This window comes from Brevundimonas sp. (assembly GCF_046299535.1).
GTDB lineage: Bacteria > Pseudomonadota > Alphaproteobacteria > Caulobacterales > Caulobacteraceae > Brevundimonas.
Genome location: NZ_JBKBIB010000005.1, coordinates 18,634 through 40,035, shown reverse-complemented (window position 1 = coordinate 40,035; position 21,402 = coordinate 18,634). Strand labels below are relative to the sequence as shown.

The window sequence follows — 21,402 nt, the reverse complement described above, 5'->3', positions numbered from 1 at the left end:
TCCCATCAACCAATGTCGAGCGCGGCGTCGAGCGCCTCCGCCAACGCCTTGGCGCGGCGCCGGGTCTGTTCGCCCAGAAGGGCGTCGGCGTGATCGGCGGACGCTTTCAACCGCAGGGCGCCGTTCTTCAGACTGACCACGGTGCTGGCGAGGATCTGCGGGGACCGCACCGACATGTCGCTGCCCAGACGCATGGCCAGACCGAGGGCGCGGGCGCGTAGACGCTGGTCCTGGTTCAAAAGACGATCCATCACGCGCGGCGCCGGCGTGTCGCCTGACCCGCCATATCGGGCGTTGATGGCGCAGGCCAGAAAGGCGCGCTCCGCGTGTGTCTGGCCTGGGGCGGGCGCGCGCAGCACCTGATCAAAGGCCAATTCGACCCGGTGGTCCGGATGCAGCCGGGCGCCCACATCAGCCAGACGACAGGCGGCGGCGGTCAGAACCCCGTCCCGTTCTTCGCCGAAGGCCATTGGCAGGGCGGCCATGACCCCTGTGAGCCAGCCTTCCAGCGCGCCGGCCAGACCGGGCGATACGCCCTGGCGCAGGCCGATGGCCTCGCAACTGGCCAGCAGGGGATCCGCAGACACCAGAGATGGCGCGAGGCTTTCGAACAGCAGACCCTCGCGCAGGCCCCAGGCCGAGAACTCGACCCGCTCGAAGCCGCAATGTTCCAGAAGCCCTTCCAGCACGAGGGCCGCATAGGGCAGGGTTTCCACCCGGCGCCTGGACACGCCCGGGGTGCGCGCCAGGGAGGCCGGAGACTGGAGGGCTACCAGCTGCGCGGTCTCCCGCGCCTGCTCTGCGGTCATCGCATACTGATGCACGATCCGCAGCGGGTGATCGACCATGGCCATGTGAATCTGGGCCAAGCTGCGCCAGCCCCCTCCCACCGCGTGCAGCACGGCGCCGGAATAGTCCTTCGCCATGGGTTTCAGGCGCTCGGCGATCAGGGCGCGGGCGTGATGGGGGTCGAACCCGTCGGACGTGGCCAGGGAGAACGGACCCAAGGGCAGGGTGATCCCGCCCTCGACCTTGCCGTCGCCCACCCGGCACAGCTCCAGGCTGGCGCCGCCCAGATCAGCCGCGATTCCCTCGGAATCCGGAGCTCCCGCCAGCACGCCCAGAGCGGCGTAGCGGGCTTCCTCCTCGCCGGTCAGAACCCGGACCTGCAGGCTTGTCTCAGCGGCCACGCGCTGGCGAAACTCCTCGCCGTCTTCGGCGTCGCGCACGGCGGCGGTGGCGGCGGTCAGCACGGCGGCGGGCCGAACGCCCTCGACGATGGAAGCGAAGCGGCGCAGCGCAGGCAGGGCCAACTTCACGCCTTCGGGCGACAGCCGGCCGGTGACGGCGATGTCCCGGCCCAGACCCGCCAGAACCTTCTCGTTATAGACCGTCCAGATGGCCCGGCCCTCAAGCCGGTACATGACCAGACGCACCGAGTTGGAGCCTACGTCGATGACGGCGACGTCGTCGCAGCCGTTGCGTCCGTCCACCTTGCCGGGGAGGGGCCTATCGGTAGGGACGGTCAAACGTGATCACCTTGGGCAGCACCTTCACCTTGCGCCCCCGGCCCGACAGGCTGGGGTTCTTTATGAAATAGTCGTGGGCGGAGAAGGGGCGCTCAGGATCAGCGGGTTTGACCCGGTGATAGTTCCCTGACGAATCCAGAACCCAGCTCTGGGCGTCGTCCTTCAGATTGGCGACCATGATCTGGTCCAGGACCTGATCGTGCACCGTGGCGTTGGTCACCGGCGCCATGACCTCGACCCGGCGGTCCAGGTTGCGGGTCATCCAGTCGGCCGAGGAGATGTAGACCTTCGCCTTGTCGCTGGGCAGGGCGTGCCCGTTGGCGAAGGCGACTATGCGGCTGTGCTCCAGGAACCGGCCGATGATCGACTTGACCCGGATGTTTTCGGACAGGCCCGGTACGCCGGGACGCAGGCAGCAGATGCCGCGGATGACCATGTCGATACTGACCCCCGCCTGGCTGGCGCGGTAAAGGGCGTCGATGATCTCTGGATCCACCACAGAGTTCATCTTGACCCAGATGGCGGCGGGCCTGCCGGCGCCGGCGGATGCGACCTCCTGCTCGATCATGCGGAGCAGCGACGTTTTCATCCGCAGCGGAGAGACGATCAGCCGCTCCATCTCGCCCGGCTGGGCATAGCCCGTGATGTAGTTGAACACCTTGGCCGCATCGCGCCCGATGCCCGGATCGGTCGAGAACAGCGACAGGTCCGTGTATACCTTGGCCGTTACCGGGTGATAATTGCCCGTGCCCGCATGCACATAGGTCTTCAGGCCGTCGGCCTCGCGCCGCACCACCACGCTCAACTTGGCGTGGGTCTTGTACTCGACGAAGCCGAAGACAACGTGGACGCCCGCCCGCTCCATGGTGCGGGCCCAGCGCAGGTTGGCCTCCTCGTCGAAGCGCGCCTTGATCTCCACAAGGGCCGTGACGTTCTTGCCGTTCTCGGCCGCCTCGATCAGGGCGGCCACGATGGGGCTGTCCTTGGACGTGCGGTAAAGGGTCTGCTTGATGGCGATGACGTTGGGGTCGCGAGCGGCCTGACGCAGGAACTGGACCACCACATCAAAGCTCTCGAAGGGGTGGTGGATCAGGATGTCCTTCTCGCGCACCGCGGCGAAGACGTCGCCGCCCTGATCCCGGACCCGCTCGGGATACCGCGGCTCGAACGGCGGGAATTTCAGCTCGGGTCGGTCAGGGGGGATGAGATCCGACAGCTGGCCCAGACCGAGCATGCCATCGACCATCACCACGTCCTGGGGAGCGGCGTCCAGTTCGCGGATAATGAAGGTCTTGAGATCGTCCGGCATCGACGCCTCGATCTTGACCCGCACCACTTCGCCCAGACGGCGCTGCTTCAGCGCCTCCTCGAACTCCAGCACCAGATCCTCGGCCTCTTCCTCGATCTCGATGTCGGAGTCGCGGATCAGGCGCAGCACACCCTTTTCAAGGACTTCGCAGCCCGGGAACAGGTGATCAATGAACAGCAGAAGCAGGGCTTCGAGGGTCACAAAGCGCCGCCGGCCTTTCACCGAACGTCCGTCGGTGGCCAGTTCCCAGAACCGCCTTACCTGTGTCGGCACGGGCACCAGGGCATAGAGTATGCGGTTATCCCGTTCCCGCCGCAGCTTCAGGGCCAGCGAGAAGCCCAGGTTGGGCAGGAAGGGAAACGGATGCGCCGGGTCGATCGCCAGCGGCGTCAGCACGGCGAAAAGCTGGTTGAGGAACTCGGGCTCCAGCCGATCGCGCTCGGTCTTGGTGATCTTTGCGGGATCAACCACCTCGATGCCCGCGTCCTTCAACTCCCGCCACAGGGTGCGCCACTGGGCCTGCTGGTCGGCCATCAGGGACCCGGCGGCGGTGTTGATCCGCTCCAGCGTCTCGGTGGGCGTCAGGCCATCGGCGGAAACCACGCGCAGACGCTGGCGAACCTGACCCTTCAGGCCCGCCACGCGGACCATATAGAACTCGTCCAGATTGTTGGCGGAGATGGAGAGGAACCGCACCCTCTCCAGCAACGGGTGGGCGGGATTGGCCGCTTCTTCCAGAACCCGGGCGTTGAAGGCCAGCCACGACAGTTCCCGGTTGAAGAAGCGCTCGGGCGAAGCCAGCAGCGCCTCATCCAGCTCCAGGGGGCGCGCGTGAGAGGAGGGGACATCTTGCCCGGTGGTGCGCTCGGCGATGGGGAGATGGTCGCTCATGCGATCGTTGTGGCAAGCCCACGTGACAGCCGCAAGGCGCAGCCGTCAGTCGGTGGCCGCCTTCTTCTTCGCCGCCGGTTTTTTCGCCGCTGTTTTCTTCGCAGGCGCCTTCTTCGCCGCGGTCTTCTTCGGCGCCGCCTTCTTCTTTGCGGGCGCACTTCCGGCCTTGGCGGCCAGCAGAGGCAGGGCCGCCTCCATGGTCAGATCCTCGGGCGCGGTTCCCTTGGGCAGGGTGGCGTTGATCTTGCCCGATTTCACATAGGGACCGTAGCGGCCCGCCATCACGTGCACCGGATCGCCCGTCTCGGGGTGTGCGCCCAGATCCTTCAGCGGCGTCATGGCGCCGCCGCGGCCTGCGCCCCGGCTGGCGCGCTTTTCCGCCAACAGGGCGACCGCGCGGTTCAGGCCCACATCGAACACCTCCTCGATGTCCGACAGGTTCGCATAGACGCCGTCGTGGGCCACGAAGGGGCCGTAGCGGCCCAGACCGGCCGTGATCAGCTTGCCGTCCTCCGGGTGCGCCCCGACCTCGCGCGGGAGGCGCAGCAGACGCAGGGCCTTTTCCAGGTCCACCGACGCCGGCGACCACCCCTTCGGCAGGGACGAGCGTTTGGGCTTCTCGGCTTCCGGCGGCGTGGTCTCCACATAGGGACCGAAGCGGCCGATCTTCAGGTGCACCGGCTGGCCGGTTTCGGGATCGAGGCCCAGTTCCCGGTCGCCGCCGGCCTCACCGTTCTCGCTCGCATCCGGCGAGGCGACAGGGCGGGTGTAGCGGCACTCCGGATAGTTCGAGCAGCCGATGAAGGCGCCGAAGCGGCTGGTCTTCAGGCTCAGGCGGCCGTCTGCGCATGAGGGACAGGCGCGCGGATCGGTTCCGTCGCCCTTGTCCGGGAAGATGTGCGGTCCCAGGGCGTCGTTCAGATGATCCAGAATGGCCGTGGTGCGCAGTTCGCCCGCCGCCTGGGTTGCGGCATGGAAATCGTCCCAGAACCGGCGCAGCAGCAGCTTCCAGTTGAGTTCACCGGCGGACACCTCGTCCAGCTGGGTCTCCAGCGCGGCGGTGAAGTCGTATTCCACCCAGCGGGCGAAGAACTGCTCAAGGAAGGCCGTGACCAGCCGTCCCTTGTCCTCCGGGTAGAACCGGTTCTTGTCCATGCGGACATATTCGCGGTCGCGCAGGGTGGTCAGGATCGAGGCGTAGGTGGAGGGGCGGCCGATGCCCAGCTCCTCCAGCTTCTTCACCAGGGTGGCTTCCGAATAGCGCGGCGGCGGTTCGGTGAAGTGCTGCTCCGTGCGGATGGCCTCGGCCTTCGCCGTGGCGCCTTCCTTCAGCGCGGGCAGGCGGCCGCCCTCGTCGTCCTCGTCCTCGGCGCCTTTGACCCGCTCGTCGCGGCCCTCTTCATAGACGGCGATGAAACCGTCGAAGGCCACCACCTGGCCGGTGGCTCGCAAGCCGGTCAGGCCGTCGGGCGTTTCGATATCCACGGTGGTGCGGTCCAGCCGCGCCTGCTCCATCTGGCTGGCGATGGTGCGCTTCCAGATCAGTTCGTAAAGACGCTGCAGATCCCCGTCCAGGCGCAGGGTTTCGGGCGCGCGGGTCATATTGGTGGGGCGGATGGCCTCGTGCGCTTCCTGGGCGTTCTTGGCCTTGGTCTTGTAGTAGCGCGGCTCCGACGGGACATAGGCTGGCCCGAACCGCTCGCCGATCACTTCACGCGCCTGGGCGATTCCTTCGGGCGTCACATACACCCCGTCGGTCCGCATGTAGGTGATCAGGCCGCCCTGATCGTCCACGCCTTCATACAGCTTCTGGGCCGCCTGCATGGTGCGCTGGGCGGTGAAGCCCAGCTTGCGGGCCGCTTCCTGTTGCAGGGTCGAGGTGGTGAAGGGCGGCGACGGGTTGCGCTTGACCGGCTTTTTCTCGATCGAGCTGATGGTGAAGGCGCCGCCCTCGATCGCGGCGCGAGCCGCCTGGGCCGTCGCTTCATCCGTGATGTCGAGGCGCTGGACCCGCTTGCCGGCGTGCTTGACCAGACGGGCGGTGAACGGCGGGCTGTCGGCGATCAGGTCGGCCTCGACCGACCAGTATTCCTGGGCCTTGAACCGCTCGATCTCCATCTCGCGGTCGACGACGATGCGCAGGGCGACCGACTGCACCCGGCCGGCCGAGCGGGCGCCGGGCAGCTTGCGCCACAGCACGGGCGACAGGGTGAAACCCACCAGATAGTCCAGCGCGCGGCGGGCCAGATAGGCCTCCACCAGCTCCATGTCGATGTCGCGCGGCTGGGCCATGGCCTCGAGCACCGCCGATTTCGTAATGGCGTTGAAGGTGACGCGCTGGACGACCGCGTCCTTCACGGCTTTCTTCTTCTGAAGGATTTCCAGCACGTGCCAGCTGATGGCCTCCCCCTCGCGGTCGGGGTCGGTGGCCAGGATGATGCGGTCTGACGTTTTGGCCGCTTCGGCGATCTCGCTGAGACGCTTCGACGCCTTGGCGTCGATCTCCCACGACATGGCGAAGTCCTCGTCCGGCTTCACCGATCCGTCCTTGGACGGTAGGTCCCGCACATGGCCGTACGAGGCCAGCACACGGTAGTCCGGGCCGAGGTACTTGTTGATGGTTTTGGCCTTGGCCGGGCTTTCGACGATGACGAGGTTCATGAAGTCGCAGTCTGGAGGAGGGGAGCGCGAACGTGGTGGGGTCCGGGTCCGGTGTCAATCGCCAAGCCTTTCGACGCCGCCGTTGTCCGTCCGGTCGGTTGCGCATCTCGCTAATGGTGCATTAGTCTGATTTGAACTACTCTAGCGAGTATGTGGGCGGTGGAGGGACGGATGGAGGATCAGGTGAATGCGAAGACGGGGGCGTTTTCGATAGAGGAACGGCACAGGCGTCACGCCGACAGATATCCTGTGCGGGAGTATGTGAGCGCCATGGCCTTCGAACTGGCGCAAATGGCGCGATGGGACGGGGATGAACATCTGGCCGGCCTGCTGGAGGCGGCGGCCCAGGCGGCGGCGCAGCGTCCCGGCGAATAGATCAGGTCGCCGCCGCCATGCCGCCGGGCAACAGCACGGCGCGCCCGGCCAGACTCAATTCCAGCAGCGCGGCGTTGGCTTCGCCGATGGAGGCTCCGGCGGCGCGGGCCAGTTCATCGCGAGGCGCAGGGACGGGCGAGAGCAGGGCGGCCAGGCGTTCGATCAGGTCCAGGTCCGCGTCCACTGGACCGGGCTCCCATGCCGGAACCTCGGGTTCGAGCAGGGTACGCAGGCCGTTGAGAGCGTTCAGGACGTCATCCACGCCCTCGCACAGGATCGCGCCCTGACGCAGCAGTTCGTTCGGGCCCTTCGACCGCGGATCCAGCGGCGAGCCGGGTACGGCGAACACGTCGCGCCCCTGTTCGCCCGCCAGCCGCGCCGTGATCAGCGAACCGGAGCGCAGTTCCGCCTCCACCACGATCACGCCCCGGGCCAGACCCGAGATGATGCGGTTGCGGCGCGGAAAATCGCGGGCCTGCGCCCTGGCGCCCATGGGGCTTTCCGAGACGACGCAGCCCTGATCGATCAGGCTCTTATAGAGGTTTTCGTGCTCGGGCGGATAGACGTCGTCCACCCCGCCGCCCAGAACGGCCACGGTTCCGGTGGACAGGGCGCCGTCATGGGCGGCGCCGTCGATACCCCGCGCCATGCCTGACGCCACGACGAAACCCGCCTGACCCAGCCCGGCGGCCAGCCCTCGTGCGATCCGCTGACCGCCGGCCGAGGCGATGCGCGCGCCGACGATGGCCAGGCTGTCGCGGCAGAGCAGGGCGGTGTCGCCCCGCGTCCACAGCAGGGGCGGCGGCGGGTCCAGCGCGGCCAGTTGCGGCGGATAGTCGGGATCGCCCAGCAGCAGCAGACGGGCGCCGGCCGCCTCGCCCGCCTCAAGCTCGGCATGGATGACGCCTTCGTCGGGCAGGGCGTGTCCGCCGCCGCCGCGCCGCGCCAGATCAGGCAGGGCCTCCAGCGCCTCGCGGGCCGTGCCGAACCGTTGCAGCAACTGGGAAAAGGCGACGGGACCGACGCGCTCGGTGCGCGCCAACCGTAGGCGGGCGAAGCGTTCGGCCTCGTCCGCCGCCGGGATCACTTCGACTTCGACCCGATGCGGGACTCTGTCCCCTTTATCAGCCGGCCGATGTTCTCATGATGCCGGATCCAGATCAGCACGGCGGTGAACACGCTCAGAAGCAGGATCGGGGCCGGGACGGGCAGGCCCGGAACCGCGAGCGGCAACAGCGCGTAGAGTGGTGTGGCGGCCGAGGCGATCAGGGCTGCAAGCGACGAATACCTGAGGGCGAAGGCCACGATCAGCCAGGTGGCCCCCGCCATCAGGCCCAGCGGCCAGGCGGCGGCGAGGATCAGACCGAAGAAGGTGGCGACCCCCTTGCCGCCCTTGAAGCCCAGCCAGACCGGAAACAGGTGGCCCAGGAAGGCCGAGCCGCCGGCGATGACGGCCACGACCTCGTTGTCGAACAGCCAGCGTGCGATCAGCAGGGCCGCCGCGCCCTTGCCCGCATCCAGCAGCAGGGTGGCCAGGGCCAGATCCTTGCGGCCGGTCCGCAGCACATTGGTCGCGCCGATATTGCCCGAGCCGATGCTGCGCACGTCGCCGGCGCCCGCCGCGCGGGTGATCACCACGCCGAACGGAATGGAGCCCAGCAGATATCCGCCAAGGGCTGTGAGCCCCAGCGTCAGCATCGCCGGTCCGACCAGATCCTGCACTCGAATGCCCCTTTAACGTGCGTCGTGCACGATGCGCCCGCCGACGATCGTGAGCAAGACCTTGCCCTGCACCACGCGGCCGTCGAAGGGCGAGTTCTTGGATTTGGACCGCAGCTTGTCCGCGTCGATGACCACCGGCGCATTGGGGTCGAACAGCACCAGATCGGCCGGGGCGTCCGCCTCCAGCCCGCCCGCCTCGAGCCCCAGCAGGGCGGCCGGGCCGCTGGTCAGGGGCCGCAGGATGTCGATCAGGTCCAGCCCCGCCTCGTGGTGCAGGCTGAGGGCGGCGGGCAGCAGGGTTTCGAGCCCTACGGCGCCGGGCGCCGCCTCGCTGAACGGACGCCTCTTGTCCTCGGCCGGGGCGGGGGTGTGGGCCGAGGTGATGACGTCGATCAGCCCTTCGCGCACCGCCTCGATCATGGCCTGCCGGTCGCTTTCGGCGCGCAGGGGCGGATCCAGCCGGTAGAAGGTCCGGTAGTCGCCGATGTCCACCTCGTTGAAGCACAGGTGGTTGACCGACACGCTGGCGGCCACCTCGAGGCCCCTGGCGCGGGCGCGGGCCAGGCAGTCCAGCGACGCCTCAGTCGAAATCTGGTCGGCCAGGAACCGGGCCCCGGTCTGTTCGACCAGAGCCAGATCACGCTCCAGCTGGATGCGCTCGGCGATGGCGGGCGCGCCGGACAGGCCCAGCCGCGTGGCCAGTTCGCCCGAGGTGGCGCACGCGCCTTCCGACAGCCACGGATCGGCCGGGCGGTGGGCGATCAGGGCGTTGAAGGCCGACGCATAGCTCATCACCCGCTGCAGGGTGCGGCTGTTGGCGATGACCCGGTCGCCGTCGGTGAAGTACAGCGCCCCGGCCTCGGCCATCAGGCCGATCTCGGCCATGCGCTCGCCGTCCAGACCGCGGGTGGCCGCGCCCGCCGCGCGCACATTGACCAGATTCAGGGCGGCGCCCCGCCGCTGGATGAAGTCGATCATGGCCGGATCGTCCACGGCCGGATCGGTGTCCGGCTGGATGACGATGGTAGTGACGCCGCCCGCCGCCGCCGACAGGCTGGCGGATTTCAGCGTCTCCTTGGGTTCGGCCCCCGGTTCGCCGGTCTTGACCCGGATGTCGATCAGGCCGGGCGCCAGCACCAGCCCGCCCGCATCGATGACCTCCACCCCGTCCGGGGTCCGGGTCGCGGCGCCGTGGATGACCTCGACGATGCGGCCGTCCTGAATCAGCACTGCGCCAGGGCCGTCATAGTCGCCCGCCGGGTCCACCAGCCGGGCGTTGATGATGGCCAGAGCCTTGATGGATGGGGCGCTCATCGCTCCGCCTCCTGCCGCGCGGCCAGGGAGGCCAGCACCGCCATGCGCACGGCCACGCCCATCTCCACCTGATCCTGGATCAGGGAGACGGCCGGGTCATCGGCCACGCCGGAGTCGATCTCGACGCCCCGGTTCATGGGGCCGGGGTGCATGACCCTGGCGCCGGGGGCGGCCCAGGCCAGCTTCTCGGCGTCCAGCCCCCAGAAGCGGTAGTATTCGCGGGTCGAGGGGGCCAGGGCGCCGTCCATGCGCTCCAGCTGCAGGCGCAGCATCATGACCACGTCGCAGCCTTTCAGGCCCTCGCGCATGTCGTGGAACACCTCGCAGCCCCAGCGGTCGGCATCGCCGGGCACCAGGGTCGGGGGCCCGATCAGGCGCACCCGTACCCCCATCATGGACAGCAGGGCCACGTTCGACCTCGCCACCCGGCTGTGGGCCACGTCGCCGCAGATGGCCACGGTGAGACCGCCCACGTCGCCGAAGGCGCGGCGCAGGCTGAGCATGTCCAGCAGGGCCTGGGTCGGGTGCTCGTGACGTCCGTCGCCGGCGTTGACCACGGCGCAGCCCACCTTCTGGGACAGAAGTTCCGCCGCGCCCGAGGCCGAGTGGCGCACCACCAGAATGTCCGGCTTCATGGCGTTCAGGGTCATGGCCGTGTCGATCAGGGTCTCGCCCTTGGCCACCGAGGAGGTGCGCGGGTTCATGCTGACCACGTCTGCGCCCAGCCGCTTGGCCGCGATCTCGAACGAGGCCGAGGTGCGGGTGGAGTTCTCGAAGAACAGATTGACCACCGTGCGCCCGCGCATCAGGTCCAGCGCCTTGGCGCCCTGACGGTTCACATCCACGCAGGCGTCGGCCAGATCCAGCAGCGCGGTCAGCGTCACGGGATTCAGATCAGCGGCGGAATTGAAATGCGCCCTGGGAAACGGCGTCAGCCGTGAACGGACAAGATCGGTGACAGCCTGGGTCATCGAGGGCCCCTATAGGCATGAGTCTGTTGAAAGGCCAGTGGCGGGCCCCAGGTCCTGCCGGTTGCAGATATCTGGCGCCACTATAGCGTGGCGGCGCAGTCTCGGAGCATGCCCATGGTTCTTGCAGTCGCGATGTCGATCGTTCTGGCGCTCCCGGGACCGGGCGAGGTCGTCACCTATTGTGACCCGGCCGTCGTCATTCCGCCGGCTGACTTCTCGACCAACTTCATTGGAGAGGTGGTTCGGGTCGATCAGGAGCGTGGCGTGGAGGCGGCTGTCATACGGCAGACAGCCGAGGTGGCTCACCGATCTTCCGTCAGCGGGCCCGCGCCACAGCACAACGTCACGATCACAACGGAGCTCGATCCACATGCTCCATGTGCGCACTTTCAGCCGCAGCTGAGAGTCGGTGTCTCGGTGAGAATTTATATGGACTCGGAAGGCGGCGTAAGCACGTGGATCCTCGTTCCCCCACCATCCGATCCGAATGAGGATGCGGACTAGAGGAATCCGAACAGGAACAGCATCAGGGGCATGGTGAACAGGGCGCCCAGGGTGGTGAAGGCCACCACCGCCGCCATCAGGGGCGCGTCTCCGCCCATCTGGCGCGCCAGCACATAGGAGGCCGCCGCGCCGGGCGCCGACCCGGCCAGCAGCACGATGCCCAGCGCCGTGCGGTCGGCGCCCAGCAAGATGGCGAACCCGGCCATGATCAGGGGCAGGACCAGCAGCTTGGCGGCCGTCACCAGCCCCACCACCACGGGCCGTCCCGCTGCGTCGCGGAAGCTGAGGCCCGCGCCCGCCACCATCAGACCCAGCACGATGGCGGCCCCGCCCAGCATGTCGAAGGGCGTCATCAGAATGTCCGGCAGGCGCAGGCCGGTCAGGTTCAGGGCCGTGCCGATGACGCAGGACCAGATGATCGGATTGACCCACAGCGAGCGGCCCACCATGCGCCAGCCGCCGCCCTGGCCCACGCCCCACCTGGCCAGCACCAGCACGCAGACGATGTTGATGGACGGGATCAGCGCGCCCAGCGCCACGGCCGCCAGCCCCACGGACTCCTGACCGAAGATCGACGCCGCAACCGGCAGGAAGACGAAGCCGTTCCAGCGGATCACGCCCTGGAACACGCTGGTGTAGGCGGCGTCGGACACCTTGATCAGCGGCTTGGCCATGAAGGTGATCAGGGCCATCAGCATGGCGCCCGCGAGCGTCGCCAGCGCCACCACGCCCGCGCCGCCGCCGGTGAAGTCGGCGTTCCAGATGCCGGGGATCAGGAAGGCGGGATAGAAGACAAAATAGGTCAGCCGCTCCACCGGCCGCCAACCGTCCTCGGGGAGGAAGCGGGCGACCTTCAGGCCCCAGCCCAGGGCGATCAGCGAGAAGACGGGCAGGAAGCCGGAAAGCAGGGCGTTCATGCGGGCCTCAGCCGGTCCAGCGCCCCTTGCAGGATCCAGGCGGCGGCGGTCCGGTCGATCACGCCCGCGCGCCGTTTGCGGTTCAGGTCCATATCCTCGATCAGAAATCGCTCCACCGCCGAAGTGGACAGCCGCTCGTCCCAGAAGGCTGTATTGACCGGGCGGAGGCGGTCCAGATTGCGGGCGAAGGCGCGGACGGACTGGGCGCGGGGGCCCTCGCTGCCGTCCATGTTCACCGGCAGGCCGATGATCAGGGCCGAGACCTTGCGGTGGTCCATGATCCTGAACAGGTGGGCTGCATCGGCGCTGAACTTCGTCTTGCGAATCAGCTCCAGCGGACTGGCGATCATGCGGGTGGCGTCGGACGCGGCCACGCCGATGGTCTTCTCGCCCAGGTCCAGCCCCAGCCACGGGGTGTCGGGCGGACAGGCGGCGGGCAGGTCGGAAAGGTCAAAAACAGGCACGAAACGGGCGGTAGGACTGGCGCAAGGCCGTGTCAAAGGCGAAACTGATTTCGACGGGCTGACGGAGGGACTGATGATGAGCAAGAATCTGGCGATAGCGGCGGTTCTGGGCCTGATGATCTCGGCCTGTGACGGGCTGCCTGAGGAAGAACACGCGGTGGACCGCACGCGCGAACCCGTGGTCGCCGCTGTGCCAGCCGCGCAGCCCGCCGACACCCGCGCCCAGCCGGCGGGGGAGCCCGAGATCATCGAGATCGTCGCGGGCGACGCCCTGCAATCGGCCGCCTCGGTGATGCAGATGCATCCCATGGAGAGCCAGAACGCCAAGCTTTTCGGCGTGTCCGGCGGCGATCCGGCCATGAACGGCCTCGTCACCTATCTGGGGCTTTTCGCGGGTCCGGCGGAGGGCTGGCGCGTCTACCGGATCGGCGACTTCGAGGAGTGGACCGTCTCCGAGGAGAGCCGGCGCCGCGTGGTGCTGGACGCCCGCGAAAGCCGTATGGGCGAGGACGACGACATCGTCACCGAGGACCGGCGCCTCATCATCGAGTTTCGCATGGGCGAGGACGGCGAGTCCGATCGCGTCACCGTCACCCCGGCGCGCTGATCCTGCATCCACAGCGCGGGCTTGCCGAACAAGGGCCGGGCCGCTAACCCACGCCTGATGTGCGTCCCCGTTCCTCCCGACGCGGACGACCCAAGGAGACCTCCATGTCCATCGACGCCGCGACCGTGCGCCGTGTCGCCCATCTGGCCCGCATCAAGACGCCGGAAGATCGGCTGGAGCCGCTGGCCGCCGAGCTGAACGGCATCCTGAACTGGATCGAACAGCTGAACGAGGTGGACGTGGACGGCGTGGAGCCCATGACCTCCAACGTGCGCCAGCCCCTGCGCCTGCGCGACGACGTGGTCACCGACGGCGACAAGGTGGACGCCGTGCTGTCCAACGCCCCCAAATCCGCCGATGGGTTCTTCGTCGTGCCCAAGGTGGTCGAGTAAGCCATGACCGACCTGACCAAACTGACCCTCAAGGCCGCCGTCGACGGCCTCAAGGCCCGCGACTTCTCATCCGAGGAGATCACCGGCGCCTTCCTCAAGACCATCGAGGCCGCCAATCCGAGCCTGAACGCCTATGTCCAGATCACGGGCGACAAGGCGCTGGCCATGGCGCGGGAGTCCGACGCGAAGCTGGGGAAAGGCGAGGGCGGGGCGCTGGAGGGCGCGCCGCTGGGGATCAAGGACCTGTTCTGCACCGACGGGGTCCAGACCACGGCCGGATCCAACATGCTGAAGGGCTTCGTGCCCCCCTATGAATCCACCGTCACCGCCAATCTGTGGCGCGACGGGGCGGTGATGCTGGGCAAGCTGAACATGGACGAGTTCGCCATGGGCTCGTCCAACGAGACCAGCGCCTTCGGACCGGTGGTGAACCCGTGGAAGTCCAGCGCCTCCAACGCGGACCTGACGCCGGGCGGCAGCTCGGGCGGCTCGGCTTCGGCGGTGGCGGCGGACCTGTGTCTGGCGGCCACGGCCTCGGACACCGGCGGCTCGATCCGCCAGCCCGCGGCCTTCACCGGCACGGTGGGCATCAAGCCCACCTACGGTCGCGCCAGCCGCTTCGGCATGGTGGCCTTCGCCTCGTCGCTGGATCAGGCCGGGCCGATCACCAAGACGGTGGAAGACGCGGCCATCCTGCTGCGGTCCATGTGCTCGTTCGACACGAAGGACTCCACCAGCCTGGACGTGGAGACGCCCGACTGGACCGCCAGCCTCGGCAAGGGCGTGAAGGGTCTGCGCATCGGCATCCCGAAGGAATACGTGGTCGACGGCATGCCCGCCGAACAGCTGGAGCTGTGGGAGAAGGGCAAGGCCTGGCTGAAGGACGCCGGCGCCGAAATCGTCGAGATCAGCCTGCCGCACACCAGATACGCCCTGCCGGCCTATTACATCATCGCCCCGGCCGAGGCCTCGTCGAACCTGGCCCGCTATGACGGCATGCGCTTCGGCCATCGGGCGACCGAGGCGAAGTCCCTGACGGACCTGTACGAGACCAGCCGGGCCGAGGGCTTCGGCAAGGAGGTCCAGCGCCGCCTGACCATCGGGGCCTATGTGCTGTCGGCCGGATTCTATGACGCGTATTATGTCCGGGCCCTGAAGGTGCGCCGCCGCATCGCCCAGGACTTCGACGACGTCTGGGGCAGGGTCGACGCCATCCTGACGCCGTCGACGCCGTCGGCCGCCTTCGCCCTGGGCGACAAGCAGGTCGACCCGCTGACCATGTACCTGAACGACGTGTTCACGGTGACCGCCAACCTGGCCGGCCTGCCGGGCATCTCGGTGCCCGCCGGTGTGGACAAGGGCGGCATGCCGCTGGGCCTGCAGGTCATCGGCAAGGCGCTGGACGAGGCGACGGTGTTCCAGGTGGCCGATGCGCTGGAGCAGGCCGCCGGGTTCGTGGCGCGGCCGGAGAAGTGGTGGTGAGCATGTCCGAGAACTCCAAACTCATCCAGGGCCGTACGGGCGATTGGGAAATCGTCATGGGGCTGGAGATTCATGCCCAGGTGGCGTCGAAGGCCAAGCTGTTTTCCGGCGCGGCGGTGGGCTTCGGGGCGGGGCCGAACGAGCAGGTGTCGCTGGTGGACGCCGGCTTTCCCGGCATGCTGCCGACGCTGAACAGGTTCTGTGTGGAACAGGCGGTGCGGACGGGGCTGGGCCTCAACGCCCGGATCAATACGTTCAGCCAGTTCGACCGGAAGAACTATTTCTACCCCGACCTGCCCACCGGCTATCAGATCAGCCAGCTGTATCACCCCATCGTGGGCGAGGGCGTGGTGGAGGTTGAGGCCGAGGACGGGTCCTTCTTCAATGTGGGCATCGAGCGCCTGCATCTGGAGCAGGACGCCGGCAAGCTGATCCACGACCTGTCCCCGACGGAATCCTATGTGGACCTGAACCGCTCGGGCACGGCCCTGATGGAGATCGTCTCCCGGCCGGACCTGCGGTCACCGGAAGAGGCGGTGGCCTACGTCAAGAAGATCCGGACCATCCTGATCTATCTGGGCACCTGCGACGGGGACATGGAGAAGGGCAACCTGCGGGCCGATGTGAACGTCTCGGTCTGCCGCGCGGGCGGCTACGAACAGTTCAAGGAAACCGGGGACTTCAGCCACTTGGGCACCCGCTGCGAGATCAAGAACGTCAACTCGTTCCGCTTCATCAGCCAGGCCATCCAGTACGAGGCGCGCCGCCAGATCGAGATCCTCGAGGACGGCGGCAAGATCGATCAGGAGACCCGCCTGTACGACCCCGTGTCCGGCGAGACCCGGTCCATGCGCTCCAAGGAAGAGGCCATGGACTACCGCTACTTCCCCGACCCGGACCTGCTGCCGCTGGAGATCGAGCAGGCCTGGATCGACGAGATCAAGGCGTCCCTGCCGGAGCTGCCTGACGACAAGCGCAAGCGGCTGATCAGCCAGTACGGCCTGTCGCAATATGACGCCGTGGTGCTGATCTCCGAACAGGCCAAGGCCGATTACTTCGAGGCCGCCGCCAAGGGTCGCGACGCCAAGCTGGTCGCCAACTGGGTGACCAACGAACTGTCCGCCCGGCTGGCCGCCGACCATCTGGACTTCGACCAGAGCCCGGTGCCGGCCGCCCATGTGGCCGAGCTGGTGGCGCTGATCGAGGACGGGACCATCTCGTCGAAGATCGCCAAGGAGGTGTTCGACCACGTCTGGAACGGGCAGGGGAGCCCGTCCGAGGTGGTGGAGAAACACGGCCTGAAACAGGTCACCGACACCGGCGCCATCGAGGCCGCCATCGACGCCATCATCGCCGCCAACCCCGACAAGGCCGCCGCCGTGGCCGAGAAGCCCCAGGCCCTGGGCTGGTTCGTCGGCCAGGTCATGAAGGCCACCGGCGGCAAGGCCAACCCGGCCGCGGTGAACGAGATCCTGAAGGCCCGGCTGGGGGTGGACTGAGGGGCGCTCATTCCGGCGGGGAGGGCCCTTGTCATCCCGGCCGAAGCGAAGCGGAGAGCCCGCTCCTTGTCATCCCGGCCGTAGCGAAGCGGAGAGCCGGGACGGCTGTTGGCCTTGATCCTGCCGCCCGGACAGCCGCGAGGCTGAGCCGGGCGAAGGGCTGCGGACCCCGTGGCCCGGATCGTCGCGCTGCGCCGTCCGGGCCTGGAACGGTGCGGCGCCGTCCCGTCCCGGATAGCGCCTGACGGCGCTTCCGGGATGACAAGGCGGTCAGGGGGCGGGGCCGGCGTCATTGCCCTCCGCGCCCGAAAAACAGTGCAACTGGAGTGCAAGGGCCTCGTCGGTGACGGCGCGTTCGGCCTTGCCGGTCAGGGTTTTCAGCTCGGCGACGAGGCGGGTGAGGTCGTCGGCGGGGTTGCACTCCGGGTCCGAAAAACAGTGCAACGGGGGTGCAAGGTCCGGCTGGAGGGCGGCCTTTTCCGCCTGGCGGGCGACGGCGGCCAGACGGGTGGTGAGGCGCACCAGATCGCCGGTGGGGTCCGGTTCGGGCGCGGGCGGCGGCGCGGGCTCAGGCGGTTCGGGTTCGGGCGTGTGCGACTCCGGGGCGGAAAAACAGTGCAACGGGGGTGCAAGGGTCTGTGCGGGGGCGGCCTGTTCGGCTTCGCGGGCCTCGATCTCGGTGAAGGGCACCAGCGGCTTGAGCTCACGGTACAGGCGCAGCCAGCCGCGGGCCTGGATCAGCTGGCCGGCGGCGATGGCGGCCTGAAGCATGGCCCAGCACTTGTCGACCATCTCCAGGGTGGTGAGGGGCTGGTCCCGGATCGCGCCTGTCGGCGCGTCCGGGATGACAAGGGGCTCGTCCTGTGACGCCGATGCCGGGTCCGGGGCGAGAGAGGGGGCGGGCTGGTCGGCGCGGCGCCAGCCTTCGATCTTCGCGCGATGGCGGAAGGTGCGCAGGCTGAGGCCGTGGCGCTCGCACACCTCCGGCGCGCTCCCGCCGGCCAGATAGTCGGCCCTGGCGGCGGCCCAGCGGGCGCGAGACTTTGCGGCGTCAAAGACGGGCGGGCTGTCGGGGAGGTATCTGAATTTGATGTCCATGCCGGACAGTGTGAGGCGCCCCCGGACGCGGCGGTGCAAAAGGCGGGATTCCGGCGGCGAGGTGTTGTTCTGAAAGGGATCTAGGGCGGGAAATGGGAGGATTTCGAAGGCCGTCCCCAGCGCGGATCAGAGCAGGTAGGCGACGATGTATCGACCCACCAGGGCGAGCATGGCCACACGCGTCCAGATCTGGCCGCGCACGACCATGGCCGTGATCATCAGGGTCACCAGAATGGCGGTCATCCCCAGCGCCAGCGGGTTCATCAACCGCGCCGAAAGCGCCGGCGTGCCGGCATAGAAGGCCAGCTGGACCACCAGCAGCGCCAGCATGACCCCGATAACGACGCGCCGGATGCGGAAGAAGTGGTCATCGAGATCGGTGTCGGCGGCGATCCCGCGTGGGAACACCAGCGACGCCGCCAGATAGTAGGCCCCGGCGAAGACCGACACCATCAGCAGGGTCGCCCCCGACACGGTGATGACGTCCCGGGCGACCCACGCGGCCTGCCAGAAGGACAGCAGGTCGAGAAAGACGAAGGCGCCGAGCAAAGGCGTGAGCCAGCCGATCCGCAGCCCGGACCCGAGCCGCAGCCGCGCCTCGATGGAGCGGGCGAGCCCGGAGAGCACCTCGGCCAGCGACAGGCCCAGCAGCAGCCCGAACAGGGCGAAGGTGAACTCGAAATCCGTCATGGCCGCCCCAGTGTGTTGAGGGGAGGTTTGGCGGGTCGTCAGGGGGCTGGCAAGCGGGAATGAAGACGTTCGCCGGACCCCGGACGGCTCTACTCCGGCAGGGTTGCGGCGGTGGTCAGGGTCAGATTTCCGGCCTGACCCGGAGCGTCGCCGACGGGTTGCCCTCCGCCAATCCACAGCTCGACGGGGCCAGGCGCAATCTGGCGCACGCCCCGGTCGTCCACCGTGCTGAGGCTGCGTCGGTCCAGGGTGAAGACGACGCGGCGTTGTTCTCCCGGCGCCAGTGACACCCTCTGCGCGCCGGCGAGCGCGCGCAGGGGCGAACCCTCCACGTCCGGGCGGCTGACATAGAGCTGCACGATCTCGTCCCCGGCCCGGTCGCCGGTATTGGCGACGACGACGCTGACCTGCGCCGCCACATCCGCGCCGACCGCGCCGGGACTGGTCTGGACGTCGCTGTAGGCGAAGCGCGTGTAAGAGAGCCCATGGCCGAACGGATACAGCACCGGCCCGTCGAAGTAGCGGTAGGTTCTGCCCGCCATGCTGTAGTCGGTGAAGGCCGGAAGGTCGTCCGCGGATCGGTAAAAGGTGATCGGCAGCCGTCCGGAGGGGTTGACGTCGCCCGCCAGGATCCGCGCCACCGCGTCGCCGCCCTGGCCGCCGGGATACCAGGCCTCGAGGATGGCTGGCAGGTTCCGGTCCGCCCAGTTGACGCTCAGGGCGCTGCCGTTGACGAGCACAAGGATCACAGGCGTGCCCGTGGCGTGAAGCCGCTCGAGCAGGGCCTGCTGGGGCGGGGGGAGATCCAGGCTTGTCCGGTCGCCCCCCGAGAAGCCGGGGGTGGAGAGGGGAAGTTCCTCGCCCTCCAGCTGGGCCGTGAGGCCGCCGACGAAGATGACCAGATCCGCCGCGCGCGCCGCCGCCTCGGCCCGGGCGCCGGCAGGATCGGACGGCGGGCTCCAGAGCAGCCGCTCATGGCCCCGGGCGGTGCGCTGGAACGCCTCGACGCGGAGCCTGTAGGTCTGCCCCTGTCTCAGGCGCACCGTGCCGGCGACGATGGAGGGGCGCCAGTCCACATTCCACGCGTCCACCACAGGCGCGTCGTCGACAAAGACGCGATAGCCGCCGTCGGCGGCGTAGCGGAAGACGTAGTCCCCGTCCTCGGGCGCCGTGAGAAACGCGGTGTAACGCACCGCGTCGCTCCGCAGAATTCCGTCCCAGGCCTGTTCGACCGCGTCCTGGCGGCCCGTCGAAACCGGAACGCCCTGCAGGTCGCGGTCGCTGAAGCGCTCGATGCGGACGCCCGGCTCCCGACAGGCTGCATCCATGCAAAGCACTGCGCCGGGCACAGGCTCCAGCGAGCGGTCGATCAGTCCGACGCCTTCCGCATAGGCGACCTCGGCCCGGGGCCATCGTCGACGCACGCCCTCCAGAATGGTGACGGGTTGTGACGGCTCGCCGTTGTAGTTGCCGACCAAGGCCGCGAGGCTGTCTGAGTTCGGCCCGATGACCGCGATGCGGCCGGGGGTGTCGCCCAGCGGCAGGATGCCGTCGTTCCGCAGCAGGACGATGCCGCGCTCGGCTGCGGTCAGGGCCAGGTCCCGTCCCTCGGCGGTGTCGAAATCGGCGGCCGTGATATGCGGGAACACCCGTGAAGGTTCGTCGAACTGACCCAGCTGCATCCGCGCGGTGAACAGGCGCACCAGGGACCGGTCCAGCACCGCCTCGTCCAGCACGCCGGCCCGCACCGCCCGCACCACGGCCTCTCCGTCCTCGGCTCCGCCGCAGATCAGGTCCATGCCGGCGTTGAAGGCGACGGTGACCGCCTGTTCCGGCGTGGGCGCGTAGGCATGTCGATCCGCGGCGTAGATGTCGAGCAACGCGCCGCAGTCCGAGACCACGAAGCCGTCGAAGCTCCAGGCTTCGCGCAGATAGTGGTTCAGGAGAGGCTCGCTGGCGCAGGCCGGCGCGCCGTCCACGGCGTTGTAGGCGCACATCATGGAGCGGGCCCCGCCCTCCATCACCGCCGCGCGGAAAGCGGGCAGATAGGTGTCCGCCAGGTCCCGGGGGCTGGGGTGGATGTCGTCCCGATGGCGGCTCGCTTCCGGACCGGAATGGACCGCGAAATGCTTCGGGGTCGCGATGGTGAGGTAGTAGTCGGGATCATCCCCCTGCAGACCCTGCACGAAGGCGACGCCGAGGCGGGCGGTCAGGTAGGGGTCTTCGCCGTAGGTCTCCTGACCCCGGCCCCAGCGCGGATCGCGGAAGATGTTGATGTTGGGGGACCAGACCGTCAGCCCCTCGAACCAGTCCGAGCCGCCGAAACGATGGCGGGCGTCCAGATATTTGGCGCGGAACTCGACGCCGATGTGCGCCGCCACCTGCCGCACGAACGGCTCGTCGAAGGTGGCGGCCAGACCGATCGCCTGGGGAAAGACGGTGGCGTAGCCGGCCGCGGCCACGCCGTGCAGGCCCTCGTTCCACCAGTTGTACTCGCGGATGTTCAGGCGGGGGATGGCGGGCGCGTCGTTGAGCACCTGATACGCCTTTTCCTCCAGGGTCATCCGTCCGACGAGGTCGGCGGCCCGGGCCTCCGCCGGCAGGTCATGGTTCTCATAGGCCGGCCGCTGGGCGCCCGGAAGCTGGGCGCGGGCGGCCTCCGGCCAGGCCGCCGCGCCTGCGACGGCGATCGCCATGAAGGAGGCGACTCCAACAGTGACCTGGCGCATTTCCGTCTCCCCCGCGACTGTATTTGTCTGACTATTGCGTATCCGGGCCTGTCTGGCCAGCATCACCGCTACAGCTGTTGAAACTGCCCCTTTCCTTTCGGGTCATCCTCGGCTATTGCCCCCGCTCCGATGCGAGCGGTCGTGGCGGAATTGGTAGACGCGCAGCGTTGAGGTCGCTGTTCCCTAACCGGAGTGGAAGTTCGAGTCTTCTCGACCGCACCATCAACCAGAGCCTGATCGGTTGAGGG

Annotated in this window: 17 protein-coding genes and 1 tRNA gene; 6 read left to right on the top strand and 12 right to left on the bottom strand. The window is 68.3% G+C overall.

Annotated elements, in window-relative coordinates; translation table 11 throughout:
• Positions 1–5: 5 nt before the first annotated feature.
• Genes ACK4FB_RS05195 through topA form a run of 3 tightly spaced genes read right to left on the bottom strand, consistent with a single transcriptional unit; the run spans position 6 to position 6,390 of the window.
• Positions 6–1,529 carry a Ppx/GppA family phosphatase gene (locus ACK4FB_RS05195; RefSeq protein ID WP_409748665.1) on the bottom strand — a complete coding sequence of 508 codons (1,524 nt, stop codon included), beginning with the start codon at positions 1,527–1,529 and terminating at the stop codon, positions 6–8.
• Complete coding sequence (locus tag ACK4FB_RS05190) at positions 1,510–3,729, bottom strand: RNA degradosome polyphosphate kinase (RefSeq protein ID WP_409748662.1); 2,220 nt, start codon at positions 3,727–3,729, stop codon at positions 1,510–1,512. The genes ACK4FB_RS05195 and ACK4FB_RS05190 overlap by 20 nt, the downstream gene beginning before the upstream one ends.
• A 45-nt stretch (positions 3,730–3,774) precedes the next feature.
• The gene (gene topA / locus ACK4FB_RS05185) at positions 3,775–6,390 is read right to left on the bottom strand and encodes a type I DNA topoisomerase (protein ID WP_409748659.1); all 2,616 of its coding nucleotides are present in this window, start codon (positions 6,388–6,390) and stop codon (positions 3,775–3,777) included.
• A 171-nt stretch (positions 6,391–6,561) separates the two neighbouring features.
• On the opposite strand from topA, the gene ACK4FB_RS05180 reads away from it, so the two are divergent.
• Positions 6,562–6,765, top strand: coding sequence for a hypothetical protein (locus ACK4FB_RS05180; protein ID WP_409748656.1), 204 nt, complete (start codon positions 6,562–6,564; stop codon positions 6,763–6,765).
• 1 nt (position 6,766) lies between these two features.
• Here the strand turns inward: ACK4FB_RS05180 and dprA are convergent, their stop codons facing one another.
• The 6 genes from dprA to ruvX all read right to left on the bottom strand — a co-directional run bounded on the left by dprA (position 6,767) and on the right by ruvX (position 12,657).
• The gene (gene dprA / locus ACK4FB_RS05175; RefSeq protein ID WP_409748653.1) at positions 6,767–7,852 is read right to left on the bottom strand and encodes a DNA-processing protein DprA; all 1,086 of its coding nucleotides are present in this window, start codon (positions 7,850–7,852) and stop codon (positions 6,767–6,769) included.
• Complete coding sequence (gene plsY / locus ACK4FB_RS05170; protein WP_409748650.1) at positions 7,849–8,487, bottom strand: glycerol-3-phosphate 1-O-acyltransferase PlsY; 639 nt, start codon at positions 8,485–8,487, stop codon at positions 7,849–7,851. Before plsY ends, dprA begins: the two co-directional genes overlap by 4 nt.
• Before the next feature lie 12 nt (positions 8,488–8,499).
• Positions 8,500–9,801, bottom strand: coding sequence for a dihydroorotase (gene pyrC / locus ACK4FB_RS05165; RefSeq protein WP_409748647.1), 1,302 nt, complete (start codon positions 9,799–9,801; stop codon positions 8,500–8,502).
• Complete coding sequence (locus ACK4FB_RS05160; protein WP_409748645.1) at positions 9,798–10,772, bottom strand: aspartate carbamoyltransferase catalytic subunit; 975 nt, start codon at positions 10,770–10,772, stop codon at positions 9,798–9,800. The genes pyrC and ACK4FB_RS05160 overlap by 4 nt, the downstream gene beginning before the upstream one ends.
• A 500-nt stretch (positions 10,773–11,272) precedes the next feature.
• Positions 11,273–12,193, bottom strand: coding sequence for an AEC family transporter (locus ACK4FB_RS05155; protein WP_409748642.1), 921 nt, complete (start codon positions 12,191–12,193; stop codon positions 11,273–11,275).
• Positions 12,190–12,657: a Holliday junction resolvase RuvX gene (ruvX, locus tag ACK4FB_RS05150; protein ID WP_409748639.1), complete on the bottom strand. Its 468-nt coding sequence runs from the start codon at positions 12,655–12,657 to the stop codon at positions 12,190–12,192. The genes ACK4FB_RS05155 and ruvX overlap by 4 nt, the downstream gene beginning before the upstream one ends.
• Positions 12,658–12,730: 73 nt before the next feature.
• On the opposite strand from ruvX, the gene ACK4FB_RS05145 reads away from it, so the two are divergent.
• From ACK4FB_RS05145 to gatB, 4 genes are all read left to right on the top strand, one after another.
• Positions 12,731–13,264 carry a hypothetical protein gene (locus ACK4FB_RS05145; RefSeq protein ID WP_409748636.1) on the top strand — a complete coding sequence of 178 codons (534 nt, stop codon included), beginning with the start codon at positions 12,731–12,733 and terminating at the stop codon, positions 13,262–13,264.
• A 104-nt stretch (positions 13,265–13,368) separates the two neighbouring features.
• Positions 13,369–13,656: an Asp-tRNA(Asn)/Glu-tRNA(Gln) amidotransferase subunit GatC gene (gene gatC, locus ACK4FB_RS05140; protein WP_409748633.1), complete on the top strand. Its 288-nt coding sequence runs from the start codon at positions 13,369–13,371 to the stop codon at positions 13,654–13,656.
• Positions 13,657–13,659: 3 nt separating this feature from the next.
• On the top strand, positions 13,660–15,138 hold the full coding sequence (gatA, locus tag ACK4FB_RS05135; RefSeq protein ID WP_409748630.1) for an Asp-tRNA(Asn)/Glu-tRNA(Gln) amidotransferase subunit GatA: 1,479 nt from the start codon (positions 13,660–13,662) through the stop codon (positions 15,136–15,138).
• Positions 15,139–15,140: 2 nt separating this feature from the next.
• Positions 15,141–16,637: an Asp-tRNA(Asn)/Glu-tRNA(Gln) amidotransferase subunit GatB gene (gene gatB / locus ACK4FB_RS05130; protein ID WP_409749039.1), complete on the top strand. Its 1,497-nt coding sequence runs from the start codon at positions 15,141–15,143 to the stop codon at positions 16,635–16,637.
• Between the two features lie 270 nt (positions 16,638–16,907).
• Here gatB and ACK4FB_RS05125 read toward each other — a convergent pair whose 3' ends face one another.
• From ACK4FB_RS05125 to ACK4FB_RS05115, 3 genes are all read right to left on the bottom strand, one after another.
• Positions 16,908–17,735 carry a hypothetical protein gene (locus ACK4FB_RS05125; RefSeq protein ID WP_409748627.1) on the bottom strand — a complete coding sequence of 276 codons (828 nt, stop codon included), beginning with the start codon at positions 17,733–17,735 and terminating at the stop codon, positions 16,908–16,910.
• Between the two features lie 126 nt (positions 17,736–17,861).
• Positions 17,862–18,425: a hypothetical protein gene (locus ACK4FB_RS05120; protein WP_409748625.1), complete on the bottom strand. Its 564-nt coding sequence runs from the start codon at positions 18,423–18,425 to the stop codon at positions 17,862–17,864.
• Positions 18,426–18,514: 89 nt separating this feature from the next.
• Positions 18,515–21,121 (bottom strand): glycoside hydrolase family 3 C-terminal domain-containing protein, encoded by a 2,607-nt coding sequence (locus ACK4FB_RS05115; protein WP_409748622.1) that lies wholly within the window; start codon positions 21,119–21,121, stop codon positions 18,515–18,517.
• Positions 21,122–21,289: 168 nt separating this feature from the next.
• On the opposite strand from ACK4FB_RS05115, the gene ACK4FB_RS05110 reads away from it, so the two are divergent.
• A tRNA-Leu gene (locus ACK4FB_RS05110) sits at positions 21,290–21,376 on the top strand.
• Positions 21,377–21,402 lie beyond the last annotated feature (26 nt).